At 62.4% G+C, this 17,801-nt stretch carries 18 protein-coding genes; 4 read left to right on the top strand and 14 right to left on the bottom strand.

The window, feature by feature from the left end; translation table 11 throughout:
- From VEZ38_RS01090 to mtnB, 4 genes are all read left to right on the top strand, one after another.
- Nucleotides 1-254, top strand: a 254-nt coding sequence (locus tag VEZ38_RS01090) for a pyrroline-5-carboxylate reductase family protein (RefSeq protein ID WP_324891078.1), incomplete at its 5' end; no start/stop codon positions are given.
- Between the two features lie 447 nt (nucleotides 255-701).
- A complete protein-coding gene (locus tag VEZ38_RS01095; protein WP_324891080.1) occupies nucleotides 702-1,946 on the top strand; it encodes a 2,3-diketo-5-methylthiopentyl-1-phosphate enolase in 1,245 nt (414 codons plus the stop codon).
- A 1-nt stretch (nucleotide 1,947) separates the two neighbouring features.
- Nucleotides 1,948-2,655: a 2-hydroxy-3-keto-5-methylthiopentenyl-1-phosphate phosphatase gene (locus VEZ38_RS01100; protein WP_324891082.1), complete on the top strand. Its 708-nt coding sequence runs from the start codon at nucleotides 1,948-1,950 to the stop codon at nucleotides 2,653-2,655.
- The gene (mtnB, locus tag VEZ38_RS01105; RefSeq protein ID WP_324891084.1) at nucleotides 2,652-3,290 is read left to right on the top strand and encodes a methylthioribulose 1-phosphate dehydratase; all 639 of its coding nucleotides are present in this window, start codon (nucleotides 2,652-2,654) and stop codon (nucleotides 3,288-3,290) included. The genes VEZ38_RS01100 and mtnB overlap by 4 nt, the downstream gene beginning before the upstream one ends.
- A gap of 3 nt (nucleotides 3,291-3,293) precedes the next feature.
- Here mtnB and VEZ38_RS01110 read toward each other — a convergent pair whose 3' ends face one another.
- The 14 genes from VEZ38_RS01110 to dinG all read right to left on the bottom strand — a co-directional run bounded on the left by VEZ38_RS01110 (nucleotide 3,294) and on the right by dinG (nucleotide 17,765).
- Nucleotides 3,294-3,884 carry a VC0807 family protein gene (locus VEZ38_RS01110; RefSeq protein ID WP_324891086.1) on the bottom strand — a complete coding sequence of 197 codons (591 nt, stop codon included), beginning with the start codon at nucleotides 3,882-3,884 and terminating at the stop codon, nucleotides 3,294-3,296.
- Nucleotides 3,885-3,984: 100 nt separating this feature from the next.
- The gene (locus VEZ38_RS01115; protein WP_324891088.1) at nucleotides 3,985-4,707 is read right to left on the bottom strand and encodes a DUF1361 domain-containing protein; all 723 of its coding nucleotides are present in this window, start codon (nucleotides 4,705-4,707) and stop codon (nucleotides 3,985-3,987) included.
- 2 nt (nucleotides 4,708-4,709) lie between these two features.
- Nucleotides 4,710-5,384, bottom strand: coding sequence for an alpha/beta hydrolase (locus VEZ38_RS01120; RefSeq protein ID WP_324891090.1), 675 nt, complete (start codon nucleotides 5,382-5,384; stop codon nucleotides 4,710-4,712).
- The gene (locus VEZ38_RS01125) at nucleotides 5,381-5,638 is read right to left on the bottom strand and encodes a DUF2164 domain-containing protein (RefSeq protein WP_324891092.1); all 258 of its coding nucleotides are present in this window, start codon (nucleotides 5,636-5,638) and stop codon (nucleotides 5,381-5,383) included. Before VEZ38_RS01125 ends, VEZ38_RS01120 begins: the two co-directional genes overlap by 4 nt.
- A 178-nt stretch (nucleotides 5,639-5,816) precedes the next feature.
- Entirely contained in the window at nucleotides 5,817-6,569 is a 753-nt protein-coding gene (locus VEZ38_RS01130; RefSeq protein WP_324891094.1) for a DnaD domain-containing protein, read from the bottom strand.
- Nucleotides 6,570-6,593: 24 nt separating this feature from the next.
- Nucleotides 6,594-7,904 carry an asparagine--tRNA ligase gene (asnS, locus tag VEZ38_RS01135; protein ID WP_324891096.1) on the bottom strand — a complete coding sequence of 437 codons (1,311 nt, stop codon included), beginning with the start codon at nucleotides 7,902-7,904 and terminating at the stop codon, nucleotides 6,594-6,596.
- 21 nt (nucleotides 7,905-7,925) lie between these two features.
- On the bottom strand, nucleotides 7,926-9,143 hold the full coding sequence (locus VEZ38_RS01140) for an acetate kinase (RefSeq protein WP_324891098.1): 1,218 nt from the start codon (nucleotides 9,141-9,143) through the stop codon (nucleotides 7,926-7,928).
- Entirely contained in the window at nucleotides 9,140-10,012 is an 873-nt protein-coding gene (locus VEZ38_RS01145) for a 3-hydroxyacyl-CoA dehydrogenase family protein (protein ID WP_324891100.1), read from the bottom strand. Before VEZ38_RS01145 ends, VEZ38_RS01140 begins: the two co-directional genes overlap by 4 nt.
- 79 nt (nucleotides 10,013-10,091) lie before the next feature.
- Entirely contained in the window at nucleotides 10,092-11,597 is a 1,506-nt protein-coding gene (locus VEZ38_RS01150) for an AAA family ATPase (protein WP_324891102.1), read from the bottom strand.
- Entirely contained in the window at nucleotides 11,590-12,129 is a 540-nt protein-coding gene (locus VEZ38_RS01155) for a hypothetical protein (RefSeq protein WP_324891104.1), read from the bottom strand. The genes VEZ38_RS01150 and VEZ38_RS01155 overlap by 8 nt, the downstream gene beginning before the upstream one ends.
- A 273-nt stretch (nucleotides 12,130-12,402) precedes the next feature.
- Nucleotides 12,403-12,939 (bottom strand): DUF5590 domain-containing protein, encoded by a 537-nt coding sequence (locus tag VEZ38_RS01160; RefSeq protein ID WP_324891106.1) that lies wholly within the window; start codon nucleotides 12,937-12,939, stop codon nucleotides 12,403-12,405.
- Between the two features lie 7 nt (nucleotides 12,940-12,946).
- A complete protein-coding gene (locus VEZ38_RS01165; RefSeq protein ID WP_324891108.1) occupies nucleotides 12,947-14,251 on the bottom strand; it encodes an amidohydrolase in 1,305 nt (434 codons plus the stop codon).
- Nucleotides 14,248-14,892 carry a redox-sensing transcriptional repressor Rex gene (locus VEZ38_RS01170; protein ID WP_324891110.1) on the bottom strand — a complete coding sequence of 215 codons (645 nt, stop codon included), beginning with the start codon at nucleotides 14,890-14,892 and terminating at the stop codon, nucleotides 14,248-14,250. Before VEZ38_RS01170 ends, VEZ38_RS01165 begins: the two co-directional genes overlap by 4 nt.
- The gene (gene dinG, locus VEZ38_RS01175) at nucleotides 14,889-17,765 is read right to left on the bottom strand and encodes an ATP-dependent DNA helicase DinG (RefSeq protein ID WP_324891112.1); all 2,877 of its coding nucleotides are present in this window, start codon (nucleotides 17,763-17,765) and stop codon (nucleotides 14,889-14,891) included. Before dinG ends, VEZ38_RS01170 begins: the two co-directional genes overlap by 4 nt.
- Nucleotides 17,766-17,801: the final 36 nt, after the last annotated feature.

A 17,801-nucleotide genomic window follows, 5' to 3' on the forward strand; every position in this document is an offset into this window, starting at 1 on the left:
AGGAAGCTCGCACGCTCGTCGTGCAGACGGTGCTCGGGGCGGCGCATATGGTCGAATCGACCGGCGAAGACCCGGCGGCGCTGCGCGCCAAGGTGACGTCGCCGAACGGAACGACGTTCGCCGCCATTCAGCTGTTAGAGCGGCACGAATTTCGCGAAAACATGATCAAAGCGATCCATCGCGCGTCGGCCCGCGCCGGCGAGATGGGCGACGACATCGCCACCGCCGTCCTGGAAGGCCAAACGAAAAAATAGCGGCGGGGGCATGTCGGCGGGACGGCCGCGCAGCGCCGGATAGGCGGAGTTTCTCCGCTTATCCGGGCCCGGACGGCCGCGCAACGCCAGATAGGCGGAGTTTCTCCGCTTATCCGGGCCCGGGCGGCACCGCAGCGCCGGATAGGCGGAGTTTCTCCGCTTATCCGCCCCGATCGAGCCTCCGCCTCGCGCCATGCGGCCGACCTGGACGGCCGCCGAAACGCGCAGAAACGCCCGGAGCCGCCGCACGCGGCCGTCCGGGCGTCTTTGCGCGCAACGCGCTTGTCGCCGGGCGCGCCGCCGACCGCCTCGGCCCGCGGCGCCCCGCCGGCACCCTCCCGCGGTGCCCCGCCGGCACCTGCGCGCGGCATGGGCGGCAAATTTACCCTGCGGCGCTTTTCTTGTATAATTGACGAATTAAGAATGCTAGAAGGATGGTGGGTTCCGATGACCTCGTACTGCACGGCGACGTATCGCGCGTTCGACGAGAAGGCGGATTTTCATAAGAAGGCAGCCGGCATCGCGGTCGGCCTCACGGTCGGGAGCTGGACCGAGCTGCCCGAAGCGAAGAAGAAAGACATGGAGAAACATCTAGGCAAAGTCGTCTCCGTCGAGGTGCACGAGCCGGAAGCGGACGCGGCGCCGGGCAGCCTCGCCGCCCAGCGCTATGCCGACATCAAGATCGCGTACCCGGACGCGAATTTCAGCCGGGACATCCCGGCGCTGCTCGTCACCGCGTTCGGCAAGCTGTCGATGGACGGGCGCATCAAGCTGCTCGACCTCGACGTGTCGGACGACTTCCGCGCCGCCTGCCCCGGGCCGAAGTTCGGCATCGCGGGCGTACGGGAGCGGCTCGGCGTGTACGACCGGCCGCTGCTGATGAGCATTTTCAAATCGGTGATCGGTTACGACCTGCCGGAGCTGAAGGAGCAGTTTTACCAGCAAGCGCTCGGCGGCGTCGACCTGATCAAGGACGACGAGATTCTGTTCGAGAACCCGCTCACCCCGATCGAGAAGCGCGTCGAGGCATGCATCGCGGCGGCGCGCGAAGCCGAGAAGCACACCGGCCAGAAGCTGCTGTACGCGACCAACATTACCGGCCGGACGTCGCAGCTGCGCGCCCAAGCGAAGAAGGCGATCGCCGCCGGCGCGAACGCGCTGCTGTTCAACGTGCTCGCCTACGGCTTCGACGCGCTGCAGGAGCTCGCCGAGGATCCGGAGATCGACGTGCCGATCGCGGCGCATCCGGCGTTCGCCGGAGCGATCTACCCGGCGCAGCATTACGGCGTCGCGCCGCAGCTGCTGCTCGGCAAGCTGATGCGCCTCGCGGGCGCGGACCTCGTCCTCTTCCCGAGCCCGTACGGCTCCGTCGTCATGCCGAAGGACGAGACGCTGGCGATCGCGGACGCGCTTAAGCAGCCGGAAGGCGCCTTGAAGTCCAGCTTCCCGGTGCCGTCCGCGGGCATCCACCCCGGCCTCGTGCCGGTTCTCGTCAAGGACTTCGGCCGCGAGTCGGTCGTCAATGCGGGCGGCGGCGTGCACGGCCATCCGATGGGCGCGGCCGCCGGCGGACAAGCGTTCCGCCAAGCGATCGACGCGGCGCTCCGGGGCGAGGCGCTGGAGGAAGCGGCGAACCGGCCCGGCAACGAACAACTGAAAGCCGCTATCGAGCTATGGGGAGTGAAACGATAACTTGCAGCAGCAGCAACCTAGACATCGCGCGCCCCAAGACAAACAGCCGATCGTGTTTTGCGACTTCGACGGGACGATTACGCTGAGCGACAACATCGTCGCGATCATGAAACATTTCGACCCGCCGGGCTGGAACGGCATCGTGCAGGACATTATCAGCGGCGCGAAAAGCATCCGCCAAGGCGTCGGCGAGCTGTTCGCGCTGCTCCCCTCGAGCCGCAAACAAGAAGTAGAAGATTATGTATTGCAATCCGCCGGCATCCGCCCCGGCTTCGCGGACCTCCTGGCGCTGTGCAAGCGGAAGAACATCCCGTTTTACGTGACCAGCGGCGGCATCGACTTTTTCTTGCGTCCGCTGCTCGCGCCGTACGACATCGAGGAATCGCATATTTACTGCAACTCCGCGGACTTCTCGAAGCCGCACATCGAAATCGTGTGGCCGCATCCGTGCGACGACGAATGCCGGAACGACTGCGGCATGTGCAAGACGCGCGTCATTCGCCGGTTCCCGAAGGAGCGCTATTACCGCATGCTCATCGGAGACAGCGTGACCGATTTCGAAGGGGCGAAGCTCGCCGATCTCGTGTTCGCCCGTTCGCATCTGGCGACGCGCTGCAAAGAACTCGGCCTGCCGCATTACGAGTACGACACGTTCTTCGACGTGATCGAAGTGTTAGAAGAAATCATAGAAGGAGCAACGCCTACATGACGCTACCCTTAGAACAACGCATGGCCGCCTTCGCCGAGCTGCGCGCCGTCAAAACCGACTTCGCCGCGCGCGGCTGGTTTCCCGGCACGAGCGGCAACCTGTCCGTCCGCGTCGGTCCGTTCGACGGCCCGAACGCGTTCACGTTCGCCATCACCGCAAGCGGCAAAGACAAATCCGTCAACACGCCCGAGGATTTCCTGCTCGTCGACCCGTCCGGGCAGCCGACCGAGCCGACGGCATTAAAGCCCTCGGCGGAGACGCTCATTCATTGCGAGATTTATAAGGCAACGGGCTGCGGCGCCATTTTCCATGTCCATACGGTGTTTAACAATATTATCTCGGAGTACGACGCGAGCCTCGGGCATGTCCCGATCGAAGGCGTCGAGCTGATCAAGGCGTTCAACATTTGGGAGGAAAACGCGTCCATTCAGGTGCCCATTCTCCCGAATTACGCCAATATTCCGCGCATCGCCGAGCTTGTCCAGGGCGCGATTCGCCCCGGCATCCCGGGCATTCTGCTGCGCAATCACGGCATCTACGCGTGGGGCGCGAACGCCTTCGAGGCGAAGCGCCATCTCGAAGCGTTCGAATTCCTCTTCGAGCATCGCTACCGCTACCTGCTTCTCACGAAGTAAGCATTAACTCCCGATTCGGCTCCTCACCCTGCCGGCGACGTACAGCGACGCCAGCAGGATGAGACCGCCGAAGCCCCAGCTGAGCGCCACGCGCCACCAGATCAGCAGCCCGTACCCCTCTACCCCATGAATCGAAAACATCACCAGCTTCACGAGCGCGATCACGACATAACGAAGCGCGAACAGCAGCGTCAGCGCTTGGAAATAAGGCATCAGCCGTTCGTCCCGCAGCGCGTCGCGCCCCCGCCCTTCCGGCAGCCAGCCGAGCACCCGCGCGGTATCCGCGAAAAAATATAAAGCCATCGGCCGTTTCGCCAGCATCGTCGCGACGAAGAAAACGCCGAAGACGAGCAGCGTGCGAATATTGTTCATAATCATCGTCTCCGCGTCGCCGGACAACAGGTCGACGGTCGTGCCGACAAGCAGCGCGACGATGAGGAAGACGCCGGTTACGTTCCAGCTTTTCTCCTTGGCGAAGCGGCCGATCGTGTAGACGAAGCCCGGCACGGTCGACAGCAGCAGCGCATGATAATCCGACAACGCATGGCGCGTAAGCATCCAGATGACATAAGGCAGGACGGCGTAGAAGAGCAAATCGAAAACGACGAGCTTTCCGGATCCTTTCGTAAGGCAAGTCCCCTTTCCTCTCGTTGTTCGTATTCAGTTTATGTTCGGACCGCCCGCGCTTATTCCGTCACCGTTTCCCTTCCTGCAGATGGTAAAGCGTCGCGTAGGTCGCGAACGTCAACGCCCCGAACAGCAGGCTGAAGGCGATGCCGCGCACATGCAGGTTGTGGAGCGCGTCCTCGATCAGCGCGGCCGGCCGCATCCACGCGTCCCAGCTGTTCAGCCGCACGATGCGGCCGAGGAACACCCCGTACCCGTTCAGCCCGGAGACGACCGCCACGAACGCCCACCCCGCGACCGTTCCGAAACGCAGCGCCGCGAGACGATGGAACCGAAACGTCGATAAATAGCCCAGCAATATACCGGCCCAAGCGAACAAGAAGAACAGCACGAGATCGAACCAAACCAAATACCCGAACGCCCCGTCCGACACGTACCGGTTACGGCCGGCGATGAGATGAATGAAATCCGTCACCAAATACATACAGTTCGGCAGAAACAACAGCCACAGCGCGCCGAGACCGAGCACGGCCGCGCCGCTCAACGCGCCCCGCCCGGAGGACGCGCGAACGGCGAGCCCCGCGGCGACGGCCGCCGCGTACGGCAGCCAGGCTAAAAATAAATTCCACAGCATAAACAAGTACCGCGCCTCGCCGGCCAGCTCCCGCCGGAACGCCAGCAGCGCGACGCAGGCGGCCGACGTCGCGGCGAGCAGCAGCGCCGCGTTCGTCCGCACGAGCGGCGACACCGCGCGGCTCGGGTTTTCGGATCCCCGTTTCGAGCTTCGCATGGTTACGGCATCCTCCCCTCCGCGAAAAATCGTTCGACGTGCCGGAACAGCATCGGCGCGTCCGGCTCCAGACAAATCAGATGCCGCGAATGGGGGTAGACGGCCAGCGTCTTCCACCCCTTAACGCGGCGCGCGATATAGAAGGCGCTGCGGGGGTGGACCACCTCGTCCTGTTCGCCTTGCGCGATGAACGTCGGGACCGCGAGCCGACCGAATTCCGGCTTGAGCGTCCGCACCAGCTTCGCGAACTCGATGACCGCGCCGACCGGCGTTTCCTTCTTCAGCCGCAGCTTGCGCCGGTCTCCTTCGCGCAGCACGCGCAGCGCGTTGCGAACGAAGCGTACCGGGCTGACATAGTGAACGGCCGCGTTCAGCAGCGCCAGCCGGCGGATCGGATAACGGTTCGCCAGATGAGCCGCGATCAGGCCGCCCATGCTGAAGCCGACCAGATCGACGGCCCCGTACATCCGCGTCAGCGCGTCGACCGCCGCTTCGGCCGCTCGGATCCAGTCGCCGAACGGGATGCGGTGCAGCTCGCGCAGCGGCTTGTCGTGCCCCGGCAGCGTCGGCAGGGCGCACGTCCAGCCGTGGGTCGTCAAATGGTCGGCGAGCGGCTCGACTTCATAGGGGCCGCCGGTGAAGCCGTGCAGCAGCAGGCACGCGCGCGTCGCCGTCATCGGCCGAGCCGCGGCAGCGGCTTCTCGAGCGCGTACAGCTCGTCTTCGGCTGCCGCCATCCGTTCGGACAGCACCCGGCGGGCGTCCTGCACGCCTGCATTGTACGCATGCGGGCCGACGACCGAAAGCATAAAATCGACGAACGCTTCGGCCGCGATCGAGCCGATCGTTTCGCCGCGTTCCGTTTCGTAATATTGCTGCACCGCTTCGATCAGCGTTTCTTTCTGTTCTCTCGGCAGCTTGATCGTCATCATGGTGGTTTACCCCCTACCTCCGTCCGCTCCGAATAACGCAGGAGCCATTCTCATTTTATCATAGCCCGGCTCGTTCGATGCAAGGCGTCAAGGCGGCGCGACGGAAAAAGCCGTCCGCATCGGGCGCGGGGAACGCGCCGGATGCGGACGGCTTGGCGAGCGGGCGTCGAGCGGGCCGCTAGCGGCCGCCGCGGAACCGCTCGGTATACGCCTTCGCTTCCTCGGGCGTCGTAATACGGTTGCGCTGCCATTCCATCAAGATTCGGTCGATATATCGGAAATGCACCTTGCCGGCGAAGACGGCTTCCTTCAGCGCCGTCATGATGAGCGAGTCGGAGTACCGATCCTGATCGAGCCAGCCGACGATCGTCTCGTATTCCATCGGCGACAGCGGCCGCGCGAATTCGCTCTCGAACACCGTGAATAAATCCTTGCGCCGCGACGCCGCCGTCTCGCGGCCGGGCGCGTTCGCCGCGGTCGCGGCCGTCTGCCGCCGCGTCTCGGACGGTTCGGCGGCGTACGAATAACCGTCCGACGCATCGTCATCGTCAGCGAACGTTTCGTCCGACGCCCCGTCCTCCCAAGCCGCCGCCAGCTTATCGAACAGCGGAGTCAGATCGTAGCGCTCTCCGCGCACGCCGGTGGCGGCGTCGTTATCGTCCTCGATCGTCACGAAGCCTTCCCTCACGAATCGTTCGATCGCCGCGAGCACCCTGTCGGGCGTCGTCGACATGCGCGCGGCGAGCTGGTCCGGCGTCGGGAACAGCGTATATTCCCGTTCGGCGAAATACATCAGGTGGACAAGCAGCATCGCCTCGATCTCCGACAAGCCGAGCTTCGCGTACGTGCGCAGCAGCAATCCCGGCACGGCCACCGAGCCGAGCCGAAGCCCGGTTCGAAGCCCCGCGCGGTACGATTTCGTATCGGACATGGCGCGTCCCCCTCCGTTATTCATTTACGGGTACAAGCGGTATAGCAGGCGCGGGAACGGAATCGTCTCGCGGACGTGATCCAGTCCGCAAATCCAAGCGACCGTCCGCTCCAATCCAAGGCCGAAGCCCGAATGCGGCACGGAGCCGTACTTGCGAAGGTCCAGGTACCAGCGGTAGGTATCTTTCGACAAGCCGTGTTCCTCGAATCGAGCCTCCATGAGCGCCGGGTCGTCGATGCGCTGGGAGCCGCCGATAATTTCGCCGTAGCCTTCCGGCGCGATCAGATCGGCGCACAGAACGACTTCGGGCCGGTTCGGGTCCGGCTTCATGTAGAACGCCTTAAGCGAGGTCGGATAATGCGTGATGAATACCGGCTTCTCGTAGCTTTCGGCGATCGCGGTTTCATGCGGTGCGCCGAAATCCTCGCCCCAGACGAATTCCGGGAAGCCGTTCGCGTTCAAAAACTTGACCGCGTCGTCGTACGTAATGCGCGGGAACGGCGCGACCGCCTTCTCGAGCTTCGACGTATCGCGCTCGAGCGTCGCGAGCTCTTTCGCGTGATTCGCGAGCACGCTGCCGACGACATGCGCGACGAACTGCTCCTGCACGCGCAGGTTTTCCTCATGGTCGACGAACGCCATCTCCGGCTCGATCATCCAAAACTCGATCAAGTGGCGCCGCGTCTTGGATTTCTCGGCGCGGAACGTCGGACCGAACGAATACACCTTCCCGAGCGCCATCGCCGCCGCTTCCATATAGAGCTGCCCGCTCTGCGTGAGGAACGCGTCCTCGTCGAAATATTTCGTATGGAATAAATTCGTCGTGCCTTCGGCGGACGTCGGCGTCAAGATCGGCGCGTCGACCTGCGTAAAGCCGCGCGTGTCGAAAAACTCTTGAATCGCCCGCACGATCGTCGCGCGGATCGTCAGCACCGCATGCTGCTTCGGCGTGCGCAGCCACAGATGCCTATGGTCCATCAAGAAGTCGACGCCGTGCTCCTTCGGCGTAATCGGATAGTCCGAGGTCAGATGAATGATGTCGACCCCCGTCACCGACAGCTCGTAGCCGCTCGGACTGCGCGGCTCCTCCCGCACGACGCCCGTCACCCACAGCGACGACTCTTGGGTCAGCTTGTCCGCCGCCGCCCACGTCGCTTCGTCGACCTCGTTCTTCACCGTTACCCCTTGGATGAACCCCGTGCCGTCGCGCAGCTGCAGGAATTGAATTTTTCCGCTAGACCGTTTCCGATGCAGCCAGCAGCCGATTACGACCGCTTCGCCTACATGCTTCGATACGTCCCGAATCGTCGTCTTTATCGCTTCCGTTCCGCTCATGCCCATTACTCCCTACTTCGCTTATGTAGAATTCGACTTTCCTTCTCCCGCGATTAACGCGTACGTGTCGCGCGCAATGACGAGTTCCTCGTTCGTCGGCACGACGAGCACCTCGACCTTCGAGCCCGGGGTGGATATTCGCCGGGCCTCTTTGGAGCGGACCAGGTTCGCCTCCGGATCGATCTCGACGCCGAGATAGGAGAGGTTCAGGCAGGTCCGCGCTCGCAGCAGCCACGAATTTTCCCCGACGCCGGCCGTAAACACGATCGCATCGATGCCGTTCATCGCCGCCGCGTACGCCCCGATATATTTCCGTAGGCGATATTCGTACATCCCGAACGCCAGCTTCGCGGCCGCATTGCCTTCTTCCATAGCCTCCTGCACTTCCCGCATGTCGCTCATGCCGCAGATCGCCAGCAAGCCGCTGTGCTTATTGAGCATGGAGCTGACCTCGCCGATCGTCAAATCTTCCTTCCCCATGGCGAACGGCACGACGGCCGGGTCGAGGTCGCCGCTCCGCGTGCCCATCATCAGCCCTTCGAGCGGCGTCATGCCCATGGACGTATCGACGGACTTGCCGCCCTGCACCGCCGTCACGCTCGCCCCGTTGCCGATATGGCACGTCACGATTTTCAAGGCCTCGACGTCGCGGCCGAGGAAGGCGGCGGCTTGCCGGCTGACGTACATATGCGACGTGCCGTGGAACCCGTACTTCCGGATTTTATGCCGCCGGTACAGCGCCATCGGGATGGGGTACAAATAGGCGTTCTGGTCCATCGTCTGATGAAACGCCGTGTCGAAGACGACCGCTTGCGGCACGTCCGGCAAATTCGCCTCCACCGCCTGAATGCCCATCATATGCGCGGGATTGTGCAGCGGCGCCAGGTCGAACAACCGTTTGATCTCTTGCTTGACCTCCGGCGTCACGAGGGCCGATTCCCGGAACGACTCGCCGCCGTGCACGACGCGGTGGCCGACGGCGTCGATCTCTTCGATTCTCGACAGCACGCCGTGTTCTTTATGTACGAGAATCGCCAATACTTTGCGGATCGCGGTCGTATGATCGAGAATCTCGCTCACCTCGCGCACCTCGGCCTTGCGCTGCGGCTCGTGCGTGAGAATCGCGGAATCCATGCCGATGCGCTCGACGCGTCCCGCGGCGAGCACCGATTCGTCCGTCATGTCGTACAGCTGATACTTTAAGGACGAGCTGCCCGCATTGATGACCAACACTCTCATAGTTTATCACCATCCTCGTCATAACGAAAGAAGCCCGAGCCGGTCTTCGTGCCGAGCTGTCCGGCGCGCACCATCTTGCGCAGCAGCACCGCGGGCCGGTATTTCAAGTCGCCGTATTCCCGGAACATGCGCTCGAGCGCCGCCAAGACGGAGTCGAGGCCGAACCGGTCGCACATCTCGAGCGGCCCGTACTTGAAGCCGTACCCGAGCCGCATCGCGGAATCGATATCTTCGGCGGAGGCGACGCCTTCGGACAGCGTATGCAGCGCCTCGTTAATAAGCGTGCACATAAGCCGCGTCGTAACGAAGCCGGGGGATTCGTACACGAGAATGCCCTTCTTCGTAATGACGTCCTCGACGAACCCCCTCGTCCGCTCGAACGTGTCGTCGGACGTTTGCAGTCCCCGGATAATTTCCACCATGTCGATGTTCGATACGGGGTGGATGAAATGGAGCCCGATGACGCGAGCCGGAAAACGGGTCCCCCCGGCCAGCTCCGTGACCGACAGCGTAGACGTATTCGTCGCCAGCACGACGTTCGAACCGCAAAGCTCGCCGAGCGAGCGGAATACGTCCTTCTTCGCCTCCAGCTCCTCGCTGATCGTCTCGATCACGAGCTCGCATTCCGAGACGTTCGCCAAATCGCCGATCGGGTGGATGCGCGAGAGGACGACCTTTTTCTCCGATGCGGTCAACGCCCACTTCTCGATCTGTTTATCCAGACTCATCTCGATCGCTTTCAAGCCGTGCTCCAGCTTCGATTGCGTCTTCTCCGCCAAATATACGTCCAGGCCCTTGTGCGCGAGCATCTCGGCGATCGCTTGCCCCATCGTGCCGGCGCCGATCACGCCGATTTTTTTAAATTCCATCGTTTTCCACCCCAATTATGTATAAAGCTCCGCACGCGTCGGCAAATGCCGGCGCGCCCGGAGTATTCATAGACAAAGATTATGCGGTAGGCTTCAGGGAATCGCTGTGAAGAAGATCGCGGAATCGGTCGCCCGACAACGTCTCCTCCCGCTTCAAAATATCGAGCGACCGCTCGAACACGTCTCTGCGCCCCGCGAGCAGCTCGCGCGTCCGTTCGGTCAGCGACGCCAAGATGTCGCCGTTCGCCTTATTATACTCTTCTTTGGTCAGCATTTTCGAGTCGACGATGCCGAGCTCGGTCAGACCCGAATCGATCATCGTACGAACCAAGCCGAGCGCCTGCTCGAAGTCGTTCCGCGAGCCGGTGCTGCGCTCCCCGTAGAACATCTCCTCCGCGGCGGAGCCGGCGATCGCGATCATGATTTGCTCCTCGAGGTACTGCATCGTGTACAGGTATTTATCGGCCGGCGGATTATGCCGCACATACCCGAGCGCTTGCCCTCGAGGGCTGAGCGCCACTTGGGAGACGGACCCGGAACGCACCGTCTCCGCCACGATAGCATGCCCGAGTTCGTGGATCGCTACTCGTTCGCGCTCTTCGGCCGCCGCCTCGCGGTCGGTCTTCTCGCCCATCATCACCTTGTCGATCGCCATCAGCAGATGACGCTCTCGAATGGAATCGAGCTCTTCCCGCATGGCGTAGATCGCGCCTTCGTTCATAAGACTTTCCAGCTGCGCGCCGGAGAAGCCGAACGTCTGATCGGCGATCTTCTGCAGCGAGACGTCCGCGTCGAGCGGCTTATTGCGGGCGTGCAAATCGAGAATCGACAGACGGCCCTTCGCGTCAGGCAGATCGACGCCGATATGGCGGTCGAAACGGCCCGGGCGCAGCAAGGCGGAATCGAGCATATCCTTACGGTTCGTCGCGGCCATGACAAGAATGCGGGGCGTATCCGACGTGTGCAATCCGTCCATCTCGGTCAGGAGCTGGTTGAGCGTCTGGTCGTACTCTCGCTGTTGCCCGCCGTCGCGCTTGCCGCCGACGACGTCGATCTCGTCGATGAAGATGATCGCGTTCGCTTTGTTTTCTTTAATCGCCTTCTGACGGGCTTCCTTGAACATGTCGCGGACGCGCGAGGCGCCGACGCCGACGTACATCTCGACGAACTCGGAGCCGCTCGCCCCGACGAACACGCTGTCGGTATAATGCGCCGCCGCCTTCGCCATGAGCGTCTTGCCGGTGCCCGGAGGCCCCATCAGCAAGATGCCCTTCAGCGGACGAATGCCGAACTTCTGAATCTGCTCCGGCTTGACGAGGAAGTCGAGCGCCTCGATCAACTCCTTCTTGGCCCGCTCTTGCCCGCCGATATCCTCGAACGTCAGGAACGAAGGCAGCTTCGCCTTCGACTTGCTGCGCTCGCCGACGCCGAAGCCGCCGCCGCTGCGCATGCGCGTCATGAAATAAAGGGAGCCGCCGATCACGCCGATCAAGAGCACCGGAATCGGATTGACGCCGACAAACATCAGGAACGCAAGCAGCACCGGCAGGAAGCCGAGCGCGATTTCTTTGCCGTATTTACTCATTCGGCCACACCCCCATCGTCGCGGCCGTACGCGGCAGCACGACATATTTGCTGTTCGGGCCGTCCGTCAGTGCAATATATACGTTCGTCTCGTCCATTTCGGTTTTAACTTGAAGATTGCCTTGCGATGCGGCGAGCTCCTTCAGCCGCTCCGGAATGCGCGCGTACTGCTTCGTCTCCATCGCTTGCGCGACGTCGAACAACGCGCCGGACCACCATTCTTCGAGCGCCGGACTCGTACCGCCCTCGCCGACTACGTCTACGACGACGTTGCGCTTGCCAAGGGACGCGCGTCCCGCTTCGATGACGGCTTGATACGCTTCGCGCAACTTCGCCCCTTCGGCCAGCGTCACGTGCACGGTCGCTTGGTCGCGGCCAAGCTCTACCGCGGCGTCGGCGACGCCTACGATGGCCGCCGTTTCTTTCAGGAACGGATCTTCCATGGCATAAGACTGATACGCGAACCATCCGCCGAACAACACCGCGGAGGAAGCTAAAATCGTTACAACAACAGGTAAGAGACGCAGTTTCACGACTTCGTCCCCCTTTCTAGTATCTATCGCATTTGTATATACGAAAGTATATCACATCAGCTGCATGAAAGGGGAAGAAATGAGTGGAAGCCGGGAAGCGGGAACACGCAAAACGGGGCCGTCCGCTGCCGGACGACCCCGTTTCTCTTCGCTTATCTCCACACCAACGACGCGATCAACAAGACGCCGAACACGATCGTCAGCGTAAACCACAGCTTCGTCTTCCAAGACCACTTCATCGCGCGCGTTCCTCCGTTCCGCTCGCCTCGGGCGTTACTCCCGTTCGAGCGCCAATCGATACGTTTCGATCTTCTCCCCGTCGGCGAACCGATAATAATCGTAATATTTCCGCGTCCCGTTCGATTCCCGCACCGAGTAAAACACTTCCCAAACGTACGTCTCGCCGAGCTTGCCCGGCGCGATGCGCAAGAGCTGCATCTCCGGACGCTCCGCCAGCGCCGCGGCTTTCACGTCCGCGCGGGACACGCCGGCGTCCTGCCTTTCGATATGGACGCCGTCTTCGCCCCACAGCCAGACGAGGATCGGCGTCCCGGAGGCGTCGACGCCGGTTACGACCGAATACGGCCGGTCGCTCACGAACCGTTCGACGGCGTCGACGGATTGCAAATCGAGCCGCTCGATCGCTTCCGCTTCCGCCCGGTCCAGCGTATTCCAATAAGGGGCTTGCACGGTCTGGTAAAACCGGGCGCCGAACAACGCGACGACCGCGAGCAACGCGACGGTCGCGAGCAACGTTTTCCCAACCCATCGGCTTTTCGTCTCGCGTTCGTTCTTGATGCGCTCTACCATGCCCGCATTACCCTCTCAGACGTCTTAATGCCGCATTGGCTTCCGCGTAGACGCGCTCTTCGTCCAGCGTCAGACAAACCCGGCCGCGCACGAGCTGCTTCCCGTTCACCCAGACGTCCGAGACGTCCGCTCCGGAGCCGGCGTAGACGAGGTGGGACACCAGATCCGCCTCGGGTTGGTAATGCGGCCCCGTCACGTCGACGGCGATGACATCGGCTTTCATCCCGGCTTCCAGCGTCCCGACGTCGTTCAGCCACAGGGAGCGAGCCCCTTCGACCGTTCCCATACGCAGCGCTTCCGCCGCGGGCACGGCCGTCGGATCCCCGCTGACTCCCTTATGGATAAGCGCCGCCAGCCGAATTTCCCGGAAGATGTCCAAGTTGTTATTGCTCGCCGCGCTGTCGGTGCCGAGCGAGACGCGCACGCCCGCTTTCCGAAGCGCCGGCACCCGCGCCACGCCGCTGGCCAGCTTCAGGTTGCTGCCAGGATTGTGGGAGACGCCGACCCCGTGCGAAGCCAGGATGTCGATTTCTTCGTCGGTGAGATGCACGCCGTGCGCCACGAGACAAGGTCGGCTAAATACGCCGAGCCTCCGCAGATGCTCGACCGGGCGCACGCCGTAGGCCGCTGCGTTCTCCTCGACCTCGCGGGCCGTCTCCGACATATGCGTATGAATCGGCAGATCGAGCTCGTGCGCCGCCTCGACGAACTTGGCGATATACTCCGGCGGGCAAGTGTACGGCGCATGCGGCGCCATCGTCGTCGTAATGCGGCCGTCGGCCGCCCCGTTCCAAGCGCGCGCGAAGCGGATCGCCTCCTCCAGCTTCGCCCGCTGCACCTCCTCCGGGCACAGCCCGATCACGCCGCGGTTGAGGCAGGCCCGCATGCCCGACGCCTCGACGGCTTCGGCCACTTGATCCATATGGTCGTACATATCCATGAACGTCGTCGTGCCGCTCTTGAGCATCTCGACGATGGACAGCTCCGTACCGGCTCGCACGTCCGCCGCCGTGTATTTCGCTTCCGTCGGCCACATATATTCCTGCAGCCATACTTGCAGGTTCACGTCGTCCTTCAACCCTCGCAGCAGCGACATGGCCGCGTGCCCGTGCGTGTTGACGAGTCCGGGCATGTACAGCTTTCCTCTGCCGTCAACGATCTCGTCCTCAGGACGCGCTTCGACGTCGCCTGGTCCTATGTATTCGATGCGGTCGCCCGCCAGCACGAGGGTGCCCTCGCTTACGACGGCGCCCGCTTCGCCTTCCGCCATGGTAAGCAGCCGCCCGCCGCGGATAATCGTACGTGTCGTCATGCTTCGTCCTCCGTTTCGCCTCTGTTCAAGTAATAGGCCAAGCTTTGGAGCTCGATCGTAAAATCCGCGTAATGAACGCGGATGTGCCCCGGCACTTTAATAATGGAGGGCGCGAAGTTCAATATTCCTTCCACGCCCGCTTCCACGAACTGGTCCGCCACGCGCTGCGCTTCGGTCGCCGGCACCGTAATGATGCCGATGCGCACGTTCGCCGCGCGTACCGTCTCCACAAGCTCGCCCATCGGCTGCACGCTGAGCTGATTGATCCGTTCGCCGATGCGCTTCGGATTCGCGTCGAAGACGGCCACGATTCGCATGTTGTCCTTCAAATATACGTTATAATTGCACAACGCTTGCCCCAGATTGCCCGCGCCGACGAGCGCGACGCGAATTTCCTGGTCCAGCTTTAGAATGCCCCGGATTTTCTCCACCAAATAATTGACGTCGTACCCGATGCCCTTCTTGCCGAATTCGCCGAAATAAGCGAGATCCTTGCGAATTTGGGCGGGATTGAGGTCGAGCCGGCGCCCTAAATCTTGCGAGGATACCGTCTGCACGTCGCTCTTGGACAGCTCGTTCAGGTAACGAAGGTACATGGGCAACCGGCGTACGACCGCCTCCGAAATTTTGGGAAATTTCATGTCGCTTCCCCCTTTCCGCTGCTCCCCGACGCTTCCAGCCACTCGCGCATCCGGGACGGGATCGTCTCGCTCGGCAAGTGCTCGATCTTCGGTCCTGGCAATGAATATAGAAAATGCTTCCCGTACGACGTCTCGATGACGCGAGTATCGAAGACGAGCACGATGCCCCGATCCTTCGCCGTGCGCACGAGTCGTCCGAAGCCTTGCTTAAACCGGATAACCGCTTGCGGCACGGAGAGCTTCGTGAACGGATTTTCCCCTTGCGCGCGCAAATATTCGCTCTTCGCCTCGACCATCGGGTGGTTCGGCGGCTGGAACGGCAGCCGCACGATCGCGAGGCACGTCAGCGCCTCTCCCGGAATGTCGACCCCTTCCCAGAACGAGCTTGTGCCGAGCAGGACGGCGGCGCCGGCTTGCATGAACAAGCGGGTCAGCTTGCTCCGGTTCCCGCTGTCGACCCCTTGGCCGAGCACGTGGATGCCGTGCGGCTGCAAGGCGTCCCGCAGCGGGCCGTGCGTCTGTTTTAGCATCTTGTGCGAAGTAAACAGCACGAGCATCTTCCCGTGCGTCACGACGGCCGCATCCCGCAGCGACTCGACGAGCCGTTCCAAAAAGACAGGGTCGGCGTTGGCTCCCTTCAGTCCCGGGAAGTCCCTCGGAATGAGCACCAACGCTTGATCCCGGTACTTGAACGGGGACGGCAGCTGCAGCGTCTGCAGCTTCTCCTCGGCCTCGTCCAGATCGGACAAGCCGAGCTGCGCTTTGACGTATTGGAACGATTTCTCGACCGTCAACGTCGCGGACGTCATGACGACCGCGTCCTTGCGTTCCCAGAAATATTCCCGCATCAAGGCGGACACGTCGATCGGCGCCCCGTACAGCCGAAGGGACCGCGATTTAAACTGCGGCGTCGCCTCAAGCCAGTACACCATGTTCGGATCGTCCGCCTTCAGCAGGAGCCGCAGCGAATCCCGGGCGCGGTATACGTCCTTGACCGTGCCCGAGAGGTCGGTGAACAAGCTCTCCATGCCGAAGTCCTCGGCGTCCTCCTTGCCCTCCGTGACGAGACGGTCGAGCACCTTCAACACCTTGGTGATCGTCAGAAAGAAATTATCCTCCATCCCGACGAAGACGTTCCAATCGTGCGGAAGCTGGTCCGTCTTCAGCCGCACGGACACCGCGCCGCCCTCGGTTTGACCGGCGGCCGCTCGGGAGACGAACCGATCGTACAACGCGTCGAACAGCTCGTCCCACATTTCCTTCGCCTGGACGATGTCCGGAAACAGCTCGCCGATCTTGGCGCCCCAGCCCTCCGTCTTCGCGTTCGGATGCTGCTCCATCAGCGACTTCAACAACGGCAGTTGACCGGTGCGGCTGTCCTTCAGCAGCGTCGTGAGGGCGCCGACCATCGAAAAGTAAGAGAGTTCGACCCCGAGATGCTGACTGGCGACGTCTTCGAAATGATGCGCCTCGTCGACGACGAGCCGTCCGTAGGCCGGCAAAATGCGATGCTCCGCCTTCACGTCCGTAAATAAGAGCGAATGATTCGTGACGACGACGTCGGCCGCCGCGGCTTCGTTCCGCGCCCGATGGTAAAAACATTTCCGAAACCACGGACACGCCCGATTGAGGCACGAGTCGGCGTCCGAGGCCACATGGCCCCAAAACTCGCCGCCCTTCTGCCCCAGGTTGAGCTCTTCTTCGTCGCCGTGCTGCGTCTCCCCGAGCCAGACGACCATCTGCGCCGCGATCGCGCGGTCCTCCTTGGCGTTCGGGAAATCCTGCAGGTTCACCTTGCCCTCGAATTTGCGAAGGCATAAATAATGGCTGCGGCCCTTCAGCACCGCCGATTTGAACGGAATCGGCGACAGCTCGTGCAGCATCGGCAGCTCCTTCTGCCGGAGCTGCTCCTGCAGATTGATCGTATGCGTGCTGACGACAACCTTCTCGCCATGGCGGAGCGCGTAATGCACCGACGGGACGAGATACCCGAGCGACTTGCCGGTCCCGGTCCCCGCCTCGATCACGAGGTGGCGTTCCCCCTCGAGCGACGACGCGACCTCGTCCATCATGCGATCCTGCGCCGGCCGATCTTCGTAATCGGGCATGCGTTCCCGAATGCGGCGCCTTAACTCCTCCTTGTAGGCTTCGAACTCGAGCTCCACCGGCTCGCGGTCCGTCTCCTCATCGCCCGTCCAATCGTCCACCGCCAGCGCGAATTGGCGATGCGATTTCGAAGGCTCCGACTCCGCGCCGGGATCGCCCGCCCGCCACGCGACGATCTCCTCTAAGAACCATGCATTGTCCGGCGACGTCGCGTCCGGATGCGCAAATAAGAAGCCGAGGCGCTGCAGCGTCATGAGCGGCAGCGCGAACAGCTTCTGCAGGCAACGAATCCAAAGCTCCGCCGTCGCTTCGGCGTCGCTGTCCGCTTGATGCGGGCGGTCATGCGCGATGCCGAACGCCTGCGTCACGTAAGACAATTGGTAACTCGACAAGGTCGGGAAGAGCATTCGCAGCCAGTCCAGCGTATCCAGCACGCGTCCGTCGTAGCCCGGGTAGCCGGCGTCGGCGAGCGCGCGCCTCAGGAACGCAAGGTCGAAGGCCGCGTTATGCGCCACGAGCACCGCTCCGTCAAGGAGCGGCACGATGTCGTTCATCACGTCGTCGATTTCCGGCGCATCCGCGACCATCTCGTCCGTAATGCCGGTGAGCTGCCGGATGAACGCCGGGATTGGACCGTTCGGGCGAACGAAGGATGCGTACGTATGTTCGATTTGAAGGTCGTTCACGACCGTTAGGCCGACTTGGATGATGTCGTCCCGGCCCGGCTGCTCGCCGGTCGTCTCCAAGTCCAAAACCGCGAATTTCATTCCGTTTCCCTCTCCGCCTGCGTTTCGTTCCTTTAA

The sequence above is a fragment of the Paenibacillus sp. genome (assembly GCF_035645235.1).
In the GTDB taxonomy this organism is placed as follows: domain Bacteria; phylum Bacillota; class Bacilli; order Paenibacillales; family YIM-B00363; genus Paenibacillus_AE.